General features: G+C 72.5%; 13 protein-coding genes and 2 pseudogenes. 6 read left to right on the forward strand and 9 right to left on the reverse strand.

Annotation, left to right across the window (positions count from 1 at the left end; genetic code table 11):
* Positions 1–7 precede the first annotated feature (7 nt).
* The 6 genes from ACWD4B_RS07525 to ACWD4B_RS07550 are packed head-to-tail and all read right to left on the reverse strand — an operon-like array spanning position 8 to position 6,158.
* Positions 8–331: a DMT family transporter gene (locus ACWD4B_RS07525; RefSeq protein WP_451419901.1), complete on the reverse strand. Its 324-nt coding sequence runs from the start codon at positions 329–331 to the stop codon at positions 8–10.
* Positions 331–2,148 (reverse strand): HAD-IA family hydrolase, encoded by a 1,818-nt coding sequence (locus ACWD4B_RS07530; protein WP_451419902.1) that lies wholly within the window; start codon positions 2,146–2,148, stop codon positions 331–333. Before ACWD4B_RS07530 ends, ACWD4B_RS07525 begins: the two co-directional genes overlap by 1 nt.
* Before the next feature lie 41 nt (positions 2,149–2,189).
* A complete protein-coding gene (locus ACWD4B_RS07535; RefSeq protein ID WP_451419903.1) occupies positions 2,190–3,281 on the reverse strand; it encodes an ABC transporter ATP-binding protein in 1,092 nt (363 codons plus the stop codon).
* Positions 3,281–4,138 (reverse strand): ABC transporter permease, encoded by an 858-nt coding sequence (locus ACWD4B_RS07540; protein ID WP_451419904.1) that lies wholly within the window; start codon positions 4,136–4,138, stop codon positions 3,281–3,283. Before ACWD4B_RS07540 ends, ACWD4B_RS07535 begins: the two co-directional genes overlap by 1 nt.
* Positions 4,126–5,037 carry an ABC transporter permease gene (locus ACWD4B_RS07545; protein WP_451419905.1) on the reverse strand — a complete coding sequence of 304 codons (912 nt, stop codon included), beginning with the start codon at positions 5,035–5,037 and terminating at the stop codon, positions 4,126–4,128. Before ACWD4B_RS07545 ends, ACWD4B_RS07540 begins: the two co-directional genes overlap by 13 nt.
* An 8-nt stretch (positions 5,038–5,045) precedes the next feature.
* Complete coding sequence (locus tag ACWD4B_RS07550) at positions 5,046–6,158, reverse strand: ABC transporter substrate-binding protein (RefSeq protein WP_451419936.1); 1,113 nt, start codon at positions 6,156–6,158, stop codon at positions 5,046–5,048.
* 317 nt (positions 6,159–6,475) lie between these two features.
* Here ACWD4B_RS07550 and ACWD4B_RS07555 point away from each other — a divergent pair, with 317 nt between their 5' ends.
* Together ACWD4B_RS07555 and ACWD4B_RS07560 are read left to right on the forward strand one after the other, a co-directional pair.
* Positions 6,476–7,234, forward strand: coding sequence for a GntR family transcriptional regulator (locus ACWD4B_RS07555; protein ID WP_451419906.1), 759 nt, complete (start codon positions 6,476–6,478; stop codon positions 7,232–7,234).
* A gap of 103 nt (positions 7,235–7,337) precedes the next feature.
* Positions 7,338–8,204, forward strand: coding sequence for an alkaline phosphatase family protein (locus ACWD4B_RS07560; protein ID WP_451419907.1), 867 nt, complete (start codon positions 7,338–7,340; stop codon positions 8,202–8,204).
* Between the two features lie 4 nt (positions 8,205–8,208).
* On the opposite strand, the gene ACWD4B_RS07565 is transcribed toward ACWD4B_RS07560, so the two are convergent.
* Positions 8,209–9,249: a cation diffusion facilitator family transporter gene (locus ACWD4B_RS07565; protein ID WP_451419908.1), complete on the reverse strand. Its 1,041-nt coding sequence runs from the start codon at positions 9,247–9,249 to the stop codon at positions 8,209–8,211.
* 205 nt (positions 9,250–9,454) lie between these two features.
* Here ACWD4B_RS07565 and ACWD4B_RS07570 point away from each other — a divergent pair, with 205 nt between their 5' ends.
* The 3 genes from ACWD4B_RS07570 (at position 9,455) to ACWD4B_RS07580 (ending at position 12,565) form a co-directional block, all read left to right on the forward strand.
* A complete protein-coding gene (locus tag ACWD4B_RS07570; protein WP_451419909.1) occupies positions 9,455–10,213 on the forward strand; it encodes a uracil-DNA glycosylase in 759 nt (252 codons plus the stop codon).
* Between the two features lie 41 nt (positions 10,214–10,254).
* Positions 10,255–10,824 carry a GNAT family N-acetyltransferase gene (locus ACWD4B_RS07575; RefSeq protein ID WP_451419937.1) on the forward strand — a complete coding sequence of 190 codons (570 nt, stop codon included), beginning with the start codon at positions 10,255–10,257 and terminating at the stop codon, positions 10,822–10,824.
* A 136-nt stretch (positions 10,825–10,960) separates the two neighbouring features.
* On the forward strand, positions 10,961–12,565 hold the full coding sequence (locus tag ACWD4B_RS07580; RefSeq protein WP_451419910.1) for an ABC-F family ATP-binding cassette domain-containing protein: 1,605 nt from the start codon (positions 10,961–10,963) through the stop codon (positions 12,563–12,565).
* On the opposite strand, the gene ACWD4B_RS07585 is transcribed toward ACWD4B_RS07580, so the two are convergent.
* A complete protein-coding gene (locus ACWD4B_RS07585; RefSeq protein ID WP_451419911.1) occupies positions 12,538–13,425 on the reverse strand; it encodes an alpha/beta fold hydrolase in 888 nt (295 codons plus the stop codon). The two genes, ACWD4B_RS07580 and ACWD4B_RS07585, sit on opposite strands and share 28 nt — an antisense overlap.
* A gap of 183 nt (positions 13,426–13,608) precedes the next feature.
* On the opposite strand from ACWD4B_RS07585, the pseudogene ACWD4B_RS07590 reads away from it, so the two are divergent.
* A pseudogene (locus ACWD4B_RS07590) lies at positions 13,609–14,490 on the forward strand (transposase); the annotation flags it as partial.
* Between the two features lie 72 nt (positions 14,491–14,562).
* Here the strand turns inward: ACWD4B_RS07590 and ACWD4B_RS07595 are convergent.
* A pseudogene (locus tag ACWD4B_RS07595) lies at positions 14,563–15,120 on the reverse strand (YhfT family protein); the annotation flags it as partial.
* Between the last annotated feature and the right edge of the window lie 97 nt (positions 15,121–15,217).

A 15,217-nucleotide genomic window follows, 5' to 3' on the forward strand; every position in this document is an offset into this window, starting at 1 on the left:
CGCCACCTCAGTCCCCCCGCCCCAGCTCCAGCGCCAGCACCCCCGCCACCACCAGGACGATGCCGCCGATCTGCGTCCACGTCAGCCGGTCGCCGAAGCACACCGCGCCGATGACCGACACCAGCGTCACGCCGATCGCCGACCAGATGCCGTACGCGACCCCCAGGGCCAGGCCCCGGTTCAGCACCCGGGACAGCAGGAAGAACGCGGTGACGTAGCCGACGACCACCACCGCGGACGGCAGGAGTCTGCTGAAGCCGTGCGAGGCGCGCAGCGCCACCGTGGCGGTGACCTCGGCTCCGATCGCGCCCGCGAGGAGCCACCACACCATCAGCGGACCGTGAAGGTCGTGATCACCGCGGCGTGGTCCGACGGCCACACGTTGTCCGCGATGTCCGGGTAGGGACGCGGGGTGCCGGTGACGAGGGTGACGGAGTCCTGTACGTCGAGGCCGCTCCCGGCGAACAGGACGTAGTCGATGCGGTCCTGGGGTTCGGGCCGTCCGCTGCCGTCCTCGTGCCGGGGGTGCAGCGGGGACCACGTGGTGCCCGGGTCGCGCACCGGGTCGGGGCGGGCGATGCGGTAGCTGTCGCGCAGCCCGGCCTCCTCGGCGGCCCGGGTGACCGGCCACGGGACGGGACCGTAATCGCCGTGCAGGGGAGCGGACTTCTGTGTCCAGTCCAGGTGCGAGGGCGTGTTGAAGTCGCCCATGAGCAGTACGGGGGTGGTGTCGCACCGGGCGAGGTCGCCGGACATGGCCCGCAGGACCTCTGCGATCTCGGCCACCCGCCCGGAGGCCTCCTCGCGTTCGAGCAGCGCCGGCACGGGCTGTCGGTCGAAGCACGCGTCGTAGGGGCCGTAGGGCGTGTAGTTGAGGTGTGCGCTCCACACGGTGACGTCCTGCACGGCACCGTCCCGGTCGCCCCGGTCGTCCCGGTCGTCCAGGCGGACGGTGACGCCTGCGGCGCCGTAGCCGGACGGGGCGGGGTCGCCGAAGCGGGCGGTGACCGGGTAGCGGCTGATGATGCCGAGGTTATGGCCGGCCTGGTGATGGTCCCAGCCGAGGGCCTCCGCCAGCTCCTTCGCGGAGGTTCCGGCGGTCTCCTGGAGGGCCACGATGTCCACGTCGGCGTCGAGGAGGACCGTGAGCTGCTTCGCGCGGTGGTCGGCGACGGGCGTGCCGCCGAGCCACAGGTTCCAGCTCATCGCCCTGAGCCGGCTCACCAGGCGGTCGCCCGTCCCGACCACGGGGATGCGGACGGTGACGCTCGCCCCGCCCGCGGCCGCGACGACGGCCTCGTACGTGCCCGCGTCCGTCGGCGTGCCGGTGAGGGTGCCGTCGGCACCGACCTGCACCCACTCCGGGCCCGCGGCCTTGGCGAACACCGCCCCGGCGCCGCGGAACAGCCCGGCGACGGTGGCACGGAACGGCTCGCCGGCACGGCCGTTGCGGGTGGTGAACGCCGGGACGAGGAACGACCCTCCGCCCACCATGGCCTCCAGCAGCGCGACATCGGCCCGCTCCAGGCTGTCGAGCACCGTGCGCCCCGGGGCCGCGGGTATGGGGGCGAGCGAGGGGACGGCGAGCACCGGGCAGCCGGCGGCCTCGGCCGAGGCCACGCCGGTCGGGGTGTCCTCCACGGCGACGCAGGACGAGGGCGCGACGCCCAGGGCACGGGCCGCCGCGAGGTACGGGTCGGGGGCGGGCTTGGTGTGCGGGGTGTCGTCGGCGGTGACGGAGACCGCGAACCGCTCGGGGCCCAGGCTGCGCAGCACGATGTCCACCACGGCGCGCGGAGAGGCGGTCACCAGGGCGGTGCGGATGCCCTGCCGGTGCAGTTCGTCGAGCAGTTCGAGCGCGCCGGGCCGCGGCACGATGCGGGACTCGACGCGGGACGCGAACTCCCGGTGCAGGTCGGCGCAGAGCGCCGCGGCGGAGGCGCCGGTGACGCGCTGCAGATGGGCCGCGGTGTGCTCCACGGGGCGGCCCAGCACGTCGGGCAGGTCGGCGTCCGTGAGCTCGTACTCCTGGGCGGACGCGACGTGTTGGACGGCCTGCCACCACAACTCCTCGGTGTCCACGAGGGTGCCGTCCATGTCGAACAGAACGGCCTTGAGGGGGCGGGCGTCGGCGGGGTGGTGGGACACGGGCTCTCTTCCGTAAGGGGATCCGTAGGGGGACGTCGGGGTCACGCGCGGGCGGCGGTGAGCACCGGCCGGTCGGGCAGGGTCACGGCGACCGCTGCGCCCGGGGTGAGCGCGGCGGCGTCGTGCGTGGGCACGTCGGCCTTGACCGTGGTGCCGTCGGGCAGGCACACGGTCAGGCGGGTGACGGCGCCGAGGAACGCGGTGGCGGTGATGCGGGCCCCGCTCCCGGCGTCCGCGCTCACCCGTACCGCCTCGGGGCGGACCAGCACGTCGACCTCGGGGCCCGCGGGCGCCTCGCCGTCCACGGGCAGGCGGCGGCCCAGCACCTCGACGGTGCCGGCGCCGGCGGTGCGGGCGGGGATGCGGCTTATCGTGCCCACGAACTCGGCGACGAAGGCGGTGGCCGGGCGCCCGTAGAGCTCGGCGGGGGTCGCGCACTGCTCCATGCGGCCGGCCCGCATCACCGCGACCCGGTCGGCCATGGACAGGGCCTCCTCCTGGTCGTGCGTGACGAACACGGTGGTGATGCCCGACTCCTGCTGGACGCGCCGGATCTCCTCGCGCAGCGTGTGCCGCACCTTGGCGTCCAGCGCGGACAGCGGCTCGTCCAGCAGCAGCACGCGGGGGCGCAGGGCGAGGGCGCGGGCCAGGGCGATGCGCTGCTGCTGGCCGCCGGAGAGCTGGTGCGGGAAGCGGGCGCCCTTGTCGGGCAGGCCCACCAGCTCCAGCAGCTCGGCGGCGCGGGAACGCCGCTGCGCGGCGGGCACCTTGCGCATCCGCATCCCGAACGCCACGTTGTCCAGGGCGTTCAGGTGGGGGAAGAGGCTGTAGGACTGGAAGACCATGCCGGCGTCACGGCGGTGGGCCGGTACGGGGGTGATGTCCTGCCCGTCCACCAGGATCTGCCCGGAGTCGGGGTGCTCGAAGCCGGCCAGCATGCGCAGTGCGGTGGTCTTGCCGCAGCCGGACGGGCCGAGCAGGGCGAGGAGTTCACCGGGGCGGGCGGTCAGGTCGAGCCCGTCGAGGGCGACGGTCGAGCCGAACGCGCGGCGCAGGCCGCGGAGTTCGACCGAGGCCGCATCCGCGGTGGCGTCGGCCGGGGCGGCGGGGGTCGCAAGGGTGGTGGAGGACATCAGGCGGAACGCTCCTGATCGGTCGTACGGGAGGAGGAACGGCGTCCGCCGAGGAACGCCAGCACGAGCAGCAGTACCCAGGTGATCAGCAGGCTGATGACGGAGACGGCCACGGACAGCCGGGCCTGTGTGCCGCTGACGTTGACGATCCAGACGGTGAACGGCTGGAAGCCGAGGATCCTGGCCACGGTGAACTCGCCCAGGACCAGGGCGAGGGTGAGGAACGCGGCGTTGAGCAGGGCCCCGCGCAGATTGGGCAGGACCACGCCCGCCACCGCCCGCGGCCACCCCGCGCCGCAGCTGCGGGCGGCCTCGACGAGGGTGCGCACGTCCACCGCCCGCAGGCCCGCGTCGAGCGCCCGGTACACGAAGGGCAGCGACATGACCGTGTAGACGATGACGAGCACGACGGGGAAGGAGGGGTTCTGCAGTGCCGCGAAGGTCTGGAAGAACGGGGTGTCGGCCAGGTGGTCCGGGCCCCAGCGCAGTACCGTCCCGACGCCGGCCACCAGCGCGATGGGCGGCACCACGAGCGGCAGCGAGCACACCACCTCCAGCACCGGCCGCAGCTTCGGCGCGCCCAGGCGCACGGCCAGCGCGGCGGGCACCGTCAGCAGCAGCACCAGGGCGACGGTCGCGGCGGCCAGGCCCAGCGAGAGCAGCAGGCTGGGCAGGAAGCCGTCGGCGCTCACGAGCTGCTGGTAGGCGTCCGTGGTCAGGCCCTCGCCGGGCACGTCGACGGTGAAGACCACCGAGGCGGCCAGCGGCAACAGGAAGTAGGCGCCCGCGAGGGCGAGGACCGCGGTGCCGCGGCGGGCGGGCGGCCCGGCGGCGGTGCGTGCCGTCAGTCGAACCATCGGGCGCTCCGTCGTTGCAGGGGAAGGTGGACGGCCATGACCAGGCCGGCGACCACGACCATGTCGAGGCTCAGGGCGAGGGCCACGTTCTCCTGGCCGACCAGGACGTTGCCGGAGATGGCGTCGGCGATCTGGAGGGTGATCAGCGGGATGGAGCTGCCGACCATGGCCGCTGCGGTGGCGTAGGCGGCGAAGGCGCTGCCGAAGAGCAGGACGAACCCGCCGAGCAGGGACGGTGCGAGCACCGGCAGGGCGACGTGCCGCCAGTACTGCCACCGGGTGGCGCCGTTGTTCTGGGCGGCCTCGCGCCACTGGACGCGCAGGCCCTCCAGGGCGGGGGTGATGGTGAGCACCATGAGAGGGATGAGGAAGTACAGGTAGGTGAGGGTCAGGCCCCAGAAGCTGTAGAGGCTCCAGCCCGCGTCGGCCAGTCCCAGGTGGCGAGTGAGCACACCCGAGTTGCCGAGGGTGGCGACGAAGGCGAACGCGAGCGGCACGCCGCCGAAGTTGGCGAGCACGCCCGACCCGGTGAGGACGGCGTCGCGCAGGGTCCGGGAGCCGAAGGCCACCACCGCCTGGGCGAGCAGCAGCCCGAGCACGGCGGCGAGCGCGGCCGAGACGGCGGACAGCTCGACGCTGCCGAGCAGCGCGTTCAGATAGGGCCCGTCGAGGGACGCGGCGAGGTTGGCGAAGGAGAACGAACTCGCGCCGGTGGCCGGGTCCTTGACGCTGAACGCGCCGAGGGCCATGGCGAGGACCGGGGCTCCGAAGCCCACGGCCGCGAAGGCGAGCAGCGGCACCGCGGCGAGCAGGGCCGCGGGGCGCCTCCGCCGCACGGGTGCGGCAGAGGCGGCGGGCGGAGCGGTGTCCGCCTCGGGGATGGTGACGGCAGTGGTCATGGACGGCATCACCCGGAGACGGCCTGGCCCCAGCCCTGGGCCAGCGTCTGCTTGGCCGTGGCCTGCTGGGCCTCGGTCGGGAAGGACGGGGTGCCGGAGACGGGCGGCAGCTTGGCCGCGGCGTCCTTGTCCACGGTGCCGGCCTTGGTCATGGCGTCCAGCAGCGCGGGACGGGCGTGGCCCTTGAGGTAGAGGTTCTGCCCCTCGGCGCTGTAGAGGTACTCCTGCCACAGCCGGGCCGCCGCGGGGTGCGGCGCGTCCTTGTTGACCGCCTGCGAGTAGTACTGGGAGAACTTGCCGTCCTCGGGGACGGAGACCTGCCAGTCCACGCCCTTGTCCTTGAACTGCTCGGCGTAACCGGCGTTGAGGTAGTCCCAGTCGACGGTGATCGGCGTCTCGCCCTTCTCGATGGTGGCCGAAGTCGCCTCCACCGGCGTGTAGTTGCCGTTCTGTCGCAGCTCGGCGAAGTAGTCCAGGCCCGGCTTGATATTGTCGAACGAGCCTCCGCCGGCCAGGGAAGCGGCGTAGACGGCCGCGAACGCGGCACCGGCCTTGGTCGGGTTGCCGTTGAGGGCGACCTGGCCGCGGTACTCGGGCTTGCGCAGGTCGGCGAAGGTCTTCGGGCAGTCCTTGACGCGCTTGGCGTCGCAGCCGATGGAGATGTAGCCGCCGTAGTCGTTGTACCAGCGGGCCTGGGGGTCCTTCTGGCCCTGCGGTATGCCGTCGAAGCCGGCCACCCGGTACGGGGCGAGCAGGCCCTGCTGCGCGGCGCTGAGGGCGAAGGACTGGCCGAGGTCCACCACGTCGGGGGCGCGGTCCTGGCCCTTGCGGGAGGTGATGGCGCTGATCTCGTCCTGGCTGGAGCCGGTGGGGTTGTCGACGTTCACCTTGATGCCGTACTTGGCGGTGAACCCGTCGATCAGGGCACCGTAGTTGGCCCAGTCGCGCGGCAGGGCGATCGCGTTGAGCGTGCCCTCCTTCTTGGCCGCGGCGACGAGGGCGTCCATGCCGCCCAGGTCCTGGGCGGAGGCGGCGGTCGCCGCGCTCCTGCCGCCCGCTGCACCGGCCTGGCCGGAGGGCGCTGCGCCGCATGCGCTCAGGACGAGCGCGGCGGTGGACAGGCCGCAGGTGAGGGCGACCGCCTTGGGGAAGGCCTTGGCGGCGGTTCTGTTCCGGATCGTGATCACTGTGTCTCCTCGAGACAACTTGTATGGACAAGTTGGCCACAGTAGGCACGGCGTGCATGACCGGAAAGTGAACGGGAGAGAAACCCTGCCACCCCGGAAGGCGGCCATCCGAATCGCGCTGACCAGGGATGTGTCACTGATCGGGACCGATCGGAAATCCGGACGACCGGTTTGCAGCAGCCTCGGTTAGGCTGGGCCCATCACGGAAAGCTGCGCACAGGCGCAGCATCGCCGAACGGAGGGGGAATCCGGTGCGGGCACGGTACGAGGAGATCGCCGACGGGCTCCGGCGCGCCATCGACGCCGAGGAGTACCCCGTCGGGGCGCGCCTGCCGTCGGAATCCGAGCTCGCGGCCCGCTACGGGGTCTCGCGCGGCACCGTCCGGCAGGCGGTCGCCACGCTCACCTCCGAGGGCATGATCGGCTCCCGGCAGGGGGCGCGCCGCGTCGTCCTGGCCGGCCGGCGCAGCCAGAGCTTCACCGAACTGCGCAGCTTCGCCCAGTGGGCACGGTCCATGGGCCACACCGCGACCGGCCTCGTGCTCGCCGGCGAACGCCGGCCCGCTACCGCGGAGGACGCCGGACGCCTGCACCTGGCCGAAGGCGCCGACGTCCTGCACGTCCTGCGCGTCCGTAGCCTCGACGGCGAACGCGTCCTCCTCGAACGCACCGTCTACGCCGACTGGATCGCCCCGGACGTCGAACGCCTCGACCCCGACTGCGAGTCCGTCACCCAGCGGCTCTACGAGACCACCGGCCTCGTCTTCAGCTACGGGGAGCACCTCATCGACGCCGTGGCCGCCGGCACCGCCGACGCCGAGCACCTCGGCGTCCGCCGCGGGAGCCCCCTGCTGCGCGTCCGGCGCGTCACCACCACCCGCACCGGCCGCCCCGTCGAATGGTCCGACGACCGCTACCGCTCGGACGCCGTCAACTTCAGCATTCACAACTCCATCGGCGCCAACCCCCTGGCCCGGCAGGCCGGACCGGGCATCGCCGAGCCCTCCTGAACCGACACGTGCCCGACACCTGCCGTTTCCTTCCGCGCCAACACCCGGTACCTGCCCGGCGCATGGTGGTGCCGATCAGCACCACCGAAGGGAACCACCGGCCATGCCCGACCACTCCAGCAGTCCCGCACCCCGCGCACCCCGCGTTCTCGTCATCGGGATCGACGGGGTCCGGTACGACCTGCTCCGGGAACTGCCCACCCCGCACCTGGACTCGGTCGCGGAGACCGGCTTCCTGACTCCCGTCGAGGTCGCCCCCGGCACGCCCACCATGTCCGGACCCTGCTGGGCCACCATCGCCACCGGCGTCGGCCCGGCCAAGCACGGCATCTGGGGCAACAACTTCACCGGCCACCGCCTGGAGGCCTTCCCCGACTTCGCCACCCGGCTCGCCCGCGGGGACGGGCGCCGCACCTTCGTGACGGGCGGCTGGGCGCCGCTGATGATCCAGCACGACGGCGGCGCGCTGTTCCGGGCCCCGGGCCGACTGTCCTTCATCGCGCCCGCCGACCACAGTCCCAAGGCCTGGGACGACTGCGACGAGCAGGTCACGGCCGAGGCCGAGCACGTCCTCGCGGCCTCCGACCCGGAAGCGTCCTTCGTCTACCTCGGCGCGGTCGACGAGACCGGCCACTCGCTGGGCTGCGGAAGCGAGTACCGCGAGGCGGTGGTGCGGGCCGACGAACGCCTCGGCCGCCTGCTCGCCGCGGTCCGCGGCCGGCCGTCGTACGCCGCGGAGGCGTGGACCGTCATCGTCGTCACCGACCACGGCCACGTGGACGCCGGCGGCCACGGCGGCGACACCCCCGAGGAGCGCACCGCGTGGCTCGCCTGCACCGGCCCGCAGTTCACCCCGGGCCGGCCCGTCGGCACCGTCCGCCACGCGGACGTCGCGGCCCAGGTCTACGCCTCGCTCGGCCGCCCCATCGACCCGCACTGGACTCTGGACGGCACGCCGTTTGGCAGCTGACCACTCAAACGCAGTGGTGCGCGAGCGCCGCATGCGGGTCGGCGCCGGTGGGGGTGTGATCCGTGTGCACGGTCGCGGCCGTCAGCCGGGGGAGCGCGTGGATCAGGGCGTGCTCCGCGGCGACGGCGAGGCCGTGGGCGCGCACCACCGTCAGGTCCGGGTCGACGACGATGTCGGCCTCGGCCCGCAGCGCGTGGCCGATCCAGCGCATCCGGACCTGCCCGACGCCGCGCACGCCGTCCACGGCCCGCAGCGCCGCCTCCGCGGTGTCGACGAGCGCGGGGTCCACGGAGTCCATCAGGCGCCGGCAGACCTCGCGGGCGGCGTCCCGCAGCACCATGAGGATGGCGACGGTGACGAACAGGCCGACGAGCGGGTCCGCCAGGCGCCATCCGAGGGCGGCGCCGCCCGCGCCGAGGAGGACGGCCAGGGACGTGAAGCCGTCGGTACGGGCGTGCAGACCGTCGGCGACCAGAGCGGCCGAGCCGATCCTCCGGCCGGTGCGGATCCTGTACCGGGCCACCCACTCGTTGCCCAGGAACCCGGCGAACGCGGCCACGGCCACCGCCCCCAGGTGCGTGACGTCGCGCGGGTGCAGCAGGCGGTCGACGGCCTCGTAGGCGGCGAGGGCGGAGGAGGCGGCGATGGTGAGCACGACGGCGATGCCCGCGAGATCCTCGGCACGCCCGTAGCCGTACGTGTAGCGCCGGTTGGCCGCCCGGCGCCCCAGCACGAAGGCGACGCCCAGCGGGACGGCGGTCAGGGCGTCCGCCGCGTTGTGCACGGTGTCGCCGAGGAGGGCGACGGAGCCGGACAGGGCGACGACGACCGCCTGGACGACGGTCGTCAGACCGAGGACGGCGAGGGAGAGCCAGAGCGTGCGCATGCCCTCGCGGGAGGCCTCCATGGCGGAGTCGACCTTGTCCATGGCCTCGTGACTGTGCGGGACGACCAGGTGCGCGAGCCGGTGGCGCGTGCGGGCCCAGCGGCCGGCACGGTGATGATCGTGATCGTGGCCGTGCGCGTGGGTGTGGTTGCCTGCCATGGGGCCACCGTGGCACAGGAATTCGATTGCGGCTACAACCGTCATACGGCGGCTGACCAGCTGCAACGCAGTTGCAGGAGCGGTTGTGTCGGGCCTGCGGCAGGTACTTCTTCGCTACGCGTAGGATCGCGGCTGCGATGACCTCCGTCACCCCGACCCGGCCGGCCCCCGCGAGCGCCACCGCCCACGAGGCGGTGGCGCCCTGGTGAGCGGCGAAACAGACCCGGAGGAACCGGACTTCCCCGCGGCCACCGCTGCGCAGCTCGACGGCCTCGACCGCCTCGACGCGGCCGTCACCACGTGCCGGGCCTGCCCGCGGCTCGTGGCCTGGCGCGAGGACGTCGCCCGGGTCAAGCGCAGGGCCTACCAGGACTGGGACTACTGGGCCAGACCGGTACCCGGCTTCGGCCCGCCGGACGCACCGCTCGCGATCGTCGGACTCGCTCCCGCCGCCCACGGCGGCAACCGCACCGGCCGGATGTTCACCGGCGACCCCTCCGGTGACGTCCTCTACGCCGCCCTGCACGCCGTCGGACTCGCGTCCCGGCCCACGGCCACGCACCGCGGAGACGGGCTGGAACTGTACGGCGTCCGCATCACGGCCCCGGTGCACTGCGCACCGCCCGCCAACCGCCCCACCCCGGCCGAACGCGACACCTGCCGCCCCTGGCTCGCCCGCGAACTGACCCTGCTGCAGCCCGCCTTGCAGGCGATCGTGGTACTCGGCGGCTTCGCCTGGCAGGCCCTGCTGCCCGTGCTCCACGACGCAGGCTGGGAACTGCCCCGCCCACGACCGGCGTTCGGACACGGCACCCGGGTGCCCCTGCGGCACACCGAATCCGGCCGCGGGCTCCACCTGCTGGGCTGCTACCACCCGAGTCAGCGGAACACCTTCACCGGCAGACTCACTCCCGCCATGCTGCGCGACATTCTGGCCCGGGGCGCCGGGCTGGCGGGGCTGTGAACGCTGCCGCGTACGATCAACTGGTGAATCACACCGTCATCTTGCGCGCAGGTCGCGCAGGCCATGCAGGCTCAGAGCCGTCCTCCTCTCCGGATCTTCTTCTTCGTCCGTGGTGCATGGAGGACGCTGCCGCGCTGGTCGAGGTGTACCGGGATCCGGTACTGCGCCACTGGACGAGCTCCGTCGTGGACGACGAGGCAGACGCGGCCCGGTGGGTGCAGGCCCAGGAACGCGGTAGTGAGGCAGGCGTTCGGTTCGGTTTCGCGGTCCTTGAAGCACAACCCGGTACGGACCGCGGACGGTTGGCCGGCGGTGTGGTCCTCAAGGGCGTGGTCCCCGGCAATCCCTCCGCCGAGGTGGGGTACTGGACCGCGGCGCACGCCCGCGGGCGAGGCGTGGCGCCCCGCGCCCTGGAAGCGCTCACCGGCTGGGCCTTTGCCACCCTGGGGGCCGACGGGCTGCAGCGGCTGGAACTGCTGCATCAAGTGGACAACCCGGCTTCGTGCCGCGTGGCGCAGAAGAGCCGGTACGACTTCGACAGGATCCTTCCCGCAGCGCCGCCGGCCTTCCCGCTCGACGGTCATGTGCACACACGGCACAGGGACGTCTGAGGCACCGCAGAAATACAGATGCACGGCACAAGAGGCCTCGGTTACCGTAGCCGCATGTCTACGCCCCGAATTTCCTAGCCGAGGACCCGCTTCCACGTCAGAAGTGTGTCCTTTTGCTTTTTCGGAGCGTTACTTCATGATTACCGTTCGCGACGTCGAACTGCGCGCGGGCGCGCGCCTGCTGCTGTCCGGCCTCTCCTTCACCGTCTCTCCCGGCGACCGCATCGGCCTGGTCGGCCGCAACGGGGCCGGAAAGACCACCCTCATGACGGCCCTCGCCGGCCACTCGAAGCCCGCCGCCGGGACCGTCACGCACACCGGCCCCGTGGGCCTCCTGGCCCAGGACTCCCGCGCTGCCGACCCGGCCGTGACCGTCACCGACCGGATCCTGTCCGCCCGCGGCCTGGACCGGGCCCTGCACCGGCTGCGCACCGCCGAGGCCGCCATGGCCGAGGCCACCGGACCCGCCGCCCTGGAGCGGGCGATGAACGCCTACGCCCGCGCCGAGGCCGCCTTCCAGGCCGGTGGCGGATACGCCGCCGAGGCCGGGGCCGCCCGGGTCGCGGCCGGGCTCGGGCTGCCCGACCGTGTGCTGACCGAGCCCGTCGGGGCCCTGTCCGGCGGCCAGCGCCGCCGCGTCGAGCTCGCGCGCATCCTGTTCGCCGGACACGACGGCACCCTGCTGCTGGACGAGCCCACCAACCACCTGGACGCCGACTCTGTCGCCTGGCTGCGCACCTTCCTGCAGGGCCACCAGGGCGGCCTCGTCGTCATCAGTCACGACACAGGCCTCCTCGCGGACGTGGTCAACCGGGTCTTCCACCTTGACGCCACCCGCGCGACGATCGACGTCCACAACACCGGCTGGCACACCTACCTCGTCCAGCGCGAGGCGGACGAGCGGCGCCGCGCCCGGGAGCGGGCCGGCGCCGAGCGCAAGGCCGCCTCCCTGCACGCGCAGGCGGACAAGATGAAGGCCCGCTCGTCCACCGCCGTCATGGCCAAGAGCATGGCGCGCCGCGCCGACCGCATGCTCGCAGATCTCGAACCGGCCCGGCGCACGGAGAAGGTCGCCAAGATCCGCCTGCCGGAACCGGCGCCCTGCGGCCGCATGCCGCTCGGCGCGGTCGGCCTCGCCAAGTCCTACGGCGGCCGCCAGGTCATCGAGGGAGTCGACCTCGCCGTGGACCGGGGCAGCCGTCTGGTGATCCTCGGCCTCAACGGCGCGGGGAAAACCACCCTGTTGCGCCTCCTGGCCGGCCAGGAGACCCCCGACAGCGGCCGGGTGGTGCACGGACACGGGCTGCGCCTGGGCTACTTCGCCCAGGAGCACGACACCCTCCGCACCGCACGGACCGTGCGGGAGAACCTCGCCGACGCCGCACCGCACCTCACCGACGGCGAAGTGCGGCGTGTGCTGGGCTCGTTCCTCTTCGCCGGGGACGACGCCGACAAACCCGCCGGCGTCCTGTCCGGCGGGGAGAAGACCCGCCTCGCCCTCGCCTCCCTCGTCCACTCCGGCGCGAACGTCCTGCTGCTGGACGAGCCCACCAACAACCTCGACCCCGCCTCCCGCAACGAAGTCCTCGCCGCCGTCGGCTCCTACCCCGGCGCGATCGTGATGGTCACCCACGACGAAGGGGCCATCGACGCCCTGCGCCCCGACCGCGTCCTGCTCCTGCCGGACGCGGACGAGGACCTGTGGAGCGAGGACTACCGGGACCTGGTCTCCCTCGCCTGACCGTCCGGCAGGCCCCGGACGAATCCGGCGATCAGCGCTGCGACCGCGTCCGGGGCCTCCAGGACCATGGGGTGGCCCGCGTCGATCCGGGCGACGGTGACCGTCGCCCGGCTGCGCGAGAGCTCGGCCAGTTCCGCTGCGAGCCCGCGGGCGAACCGGGCGGAGAGGTCGTCGAACCATGCCATCGACGGCCTCGGCGGTTCCGGCCGGCCCGCCTGCACCAGCAGGAGCGGGCACGTCACTTCGTCCAGCCACGCGGTGACACCGAGCGCGCCGAGCCTGCCGAGCTCGCCGTACATCTCCAGCGCCGCCGCCCGCTCCGGCAGCGTCTGCCACCCGCCGTCGGGCAGCGGCCGTACGGCCGCGCGGGCCGCCGCCTCGGCGCGGTCGGACGGGATCCCGTACCGGGCGGCGTGGGCGACCTGCGCCTCGACGTACCCGGGAGGCGCGACGGCCCCGGCCGACGAACGGAGCAGTTCCATCACCCGCTCGGCACCGGGATACTCGCCGGGCCGCCCCCACCAGAAGCCGTCCAGATTCACGGCGGCACGGACACGGCCCTCGTACGCCCGTGCGCACTCGACCGCGACCAGCCCACCGAGGGAGTGCCCCACCACCACGGCATCCGGCACATCGTGCGCGTCGAGCGCATCCGCGATGTGCCGTACCACGGCGGGAATCGCCCAGGGGGAAACACCGGGGGAGCGGCCGTGCCCGGGGAGGTCGACGGCGAGGACACGGTGCCCGGCGGTGAGCACGGCGGCCGAGGCGTCCCAGTCGGCGAGCGACCGCCCTGCACCGTGCAGCAGAACGAGCGGTGTGCCGTCGCCCCCGTGGTCACGAACGTGCAGCAGTGTCATGATCCCCATGGTAGAGGGAACGCGCATGCTTCAGCTGAATCTAGCGAGGAGCCCTGGGCGTTCACGCCCGGGAGGAATTGCTTCTCAACGTTGCTCTGACGTGCATGTGTTGACGGATCTGAACCTGTTGTCAGTGCCTATCGATATGGTGAACGGGTGAGGATCGTTGTGCAGGTGAAGTTGATGCCGGAGGCCGGGCAGGCCGCCGCGCTGTCGGCGACCCTGCGTGCTGCCAATGAGTGTGCGAACTGGGTGCCTTCGGTGGCTTTCGCGCGAGGTGTCCCGCGTGAGTACGAGCTACGCAAGCACACCTACGCCGAACTCCGGTCGCGGGGGCTGGGGGCGCAGGCTGCCCAGCACGTCATCAAGAAGGTCCGTGACGCCTATACGACGCTCAAGGGCAACATCAGGGCCGGGAATCTGAGCAGGCCGGGGTCGAAGCGGCGTCGGAAGGCGGAGGCGAAGCCGGTGATGTTCCGGGCCGGGGCCGCGCAGCCGTACGACGACCGGTGTCTGAGCTGGCAGTACGACGTGCAGACCGTGTCGGTCTGGACCCTCGCCGGACGCATGAAGAACATCCGCTTCGCCTGCTCCCCGGATGCGCTCAAGACCCTTCGGGAGTACCGCAAGGGCGAGTCCGACCTGATCGCACGCGACGGCGCGTTCTACCTGATCACGGTCTGCGACATCCCCGAGGCCGAGCAGTACGAGCCCGGGAAGTTCATCGGCGTGGACCTGGGCATCGTCAACATCGCCACCACGTCCACCGGCTACAAGGCGGCCGGGCGCGGCCTGAACCGGCACCGCAAGCGGCAGCTCGACCTGCGCAGGAAACTCCAGCGCAAGGGCACCAAGTCCGCCAAGCGGCTCTTGAAGAAGCGTAACCGGCGTGAGCAGCGCCACGCCGCGAACATCAACCACATCATCGTCAAGACGATCGTGACCGAGGCTGAACGCACCTCTTCGGGTATCTCACTGGAAGAACTCAAAGGGATCCGGCAGAGGGTACGGCTCCGTAAGCCCCAACGGGTCGCGCTCCACTCCTGGGCCTTCGCCCAGCAAGGGGTGACTGGACGGAGGAGCCCACCCAGCAGCCAGCTGGGCACTACCTCCAAGCCCGGTCCTTTAGGGCCGGGTCAAGTTGACGGACAGGACCACCAGCGTCAGTTCCTGCACACCGCACAGGCCGCCCCTCAGCCGGCCGAACTGCTGCGTGACGGCGAGCACCGGGAACAGCGTGAACAGATAGAGAATCGGCGTCACCATCTGCTGCATGGCCGTGACGAAGTCCACCGGCAGCTCGTGCACCCAGGAGTTCGCGCCCCCGACACCGAACACCACGACCGCTCCCCAGGCCCCACCGAGCACGGCGGCGAGCCACCGCTTCGGCGACACCAGGCCGAGCACGTCGGTCGGCAGGAACACCAGCCACGGATTGAGCACGCCCGTGGACAGTGCCAACGGCGCACCCAGACCGAAGACGAAACCGGCCGAGAGGCCGAACGACACCGCGGCCGTGGCACGTCGCGTCGACCGCCCCTGGACGAAGTCGAGCAGGAACGGCCGCACACCGTCGTGGAACACGGCCGCTGCACGCTGCGCGACCCAGGACGTCAGCGCACACAGCACGATGACCGTCAGCCTCTGTACGAGGGTGAAAACCAGGTGGCCACTGGCGACGGTGGCCGCAGCGATGCCGTCCGGTTGCAACCCGTCTCCTCCCGGTGCACGGGACCTGAGGAAGCCAGGCCATGGTGCACGGGCGGCGCCCGATGCACCAGAGGACCGCAAC

This window comes from Streptomyces sp. NPDC002536 (assembly GCF_053594995.1).

Coding starts and splice junctions, on each gene's coding strand:
- ACWD4B_RS07525 (WP_451419901.1), bottom strand. CDS start 331: ATGGTGTGGTGGCTCCTCGCGGGCGCGATCGGAGCCGAGGTCACCGCC.
- ACWD4B_RS07535 (WP_451419903.1), bottom strand. CDS start 3,281: ATGTCCTCCACCACCCTTGCGACCCCCGCCGCCCCGGCCGACGCCACC.
- ACWD4B_RS07540 (WP_451419904.1), bottom strand. CDS start 4,138: ATGGTTCGACTGACGGCACGCACCGCCGCCGGGCCGCCCGCCCGCCGC.
- ACWD4B_RS07545 (WP_451419905.1), bottom strand. CDS start 5,037: ATGACCACTGCCGTCACCATCCCCGAGGCGGACACCGCTCCGCCCGCC.
- ACWD4B_RS07560 (WP_451419907.1), top strand. CDS start 7,338: ATGCCCGACCACTCCAGCAGTCCCGCACCCCGCGCACCCCGCGTTCTC.
- ACWD4B_RS07565 (WP_451419908.1), bottom strand. CDS start 9,249: ATGGCAGGCAACCACACCCACGCGCACGGCCACGATCACGATCATCAC.
- ACWD4B_RS07580 (WP_451419910.1), top strand. CDS start 10,961: ATGATTACCGTTCGCGACGTCGAACTGCGCGCGGGCGCGCGCCTGCTG.
- ACWD4B_RS07585 (WP_451419911.1), bottom strand. CDS start 13,425: ATGACACTGCTGCACGTTCGTGACCACGGGGGCGACGGCACACCGCTC.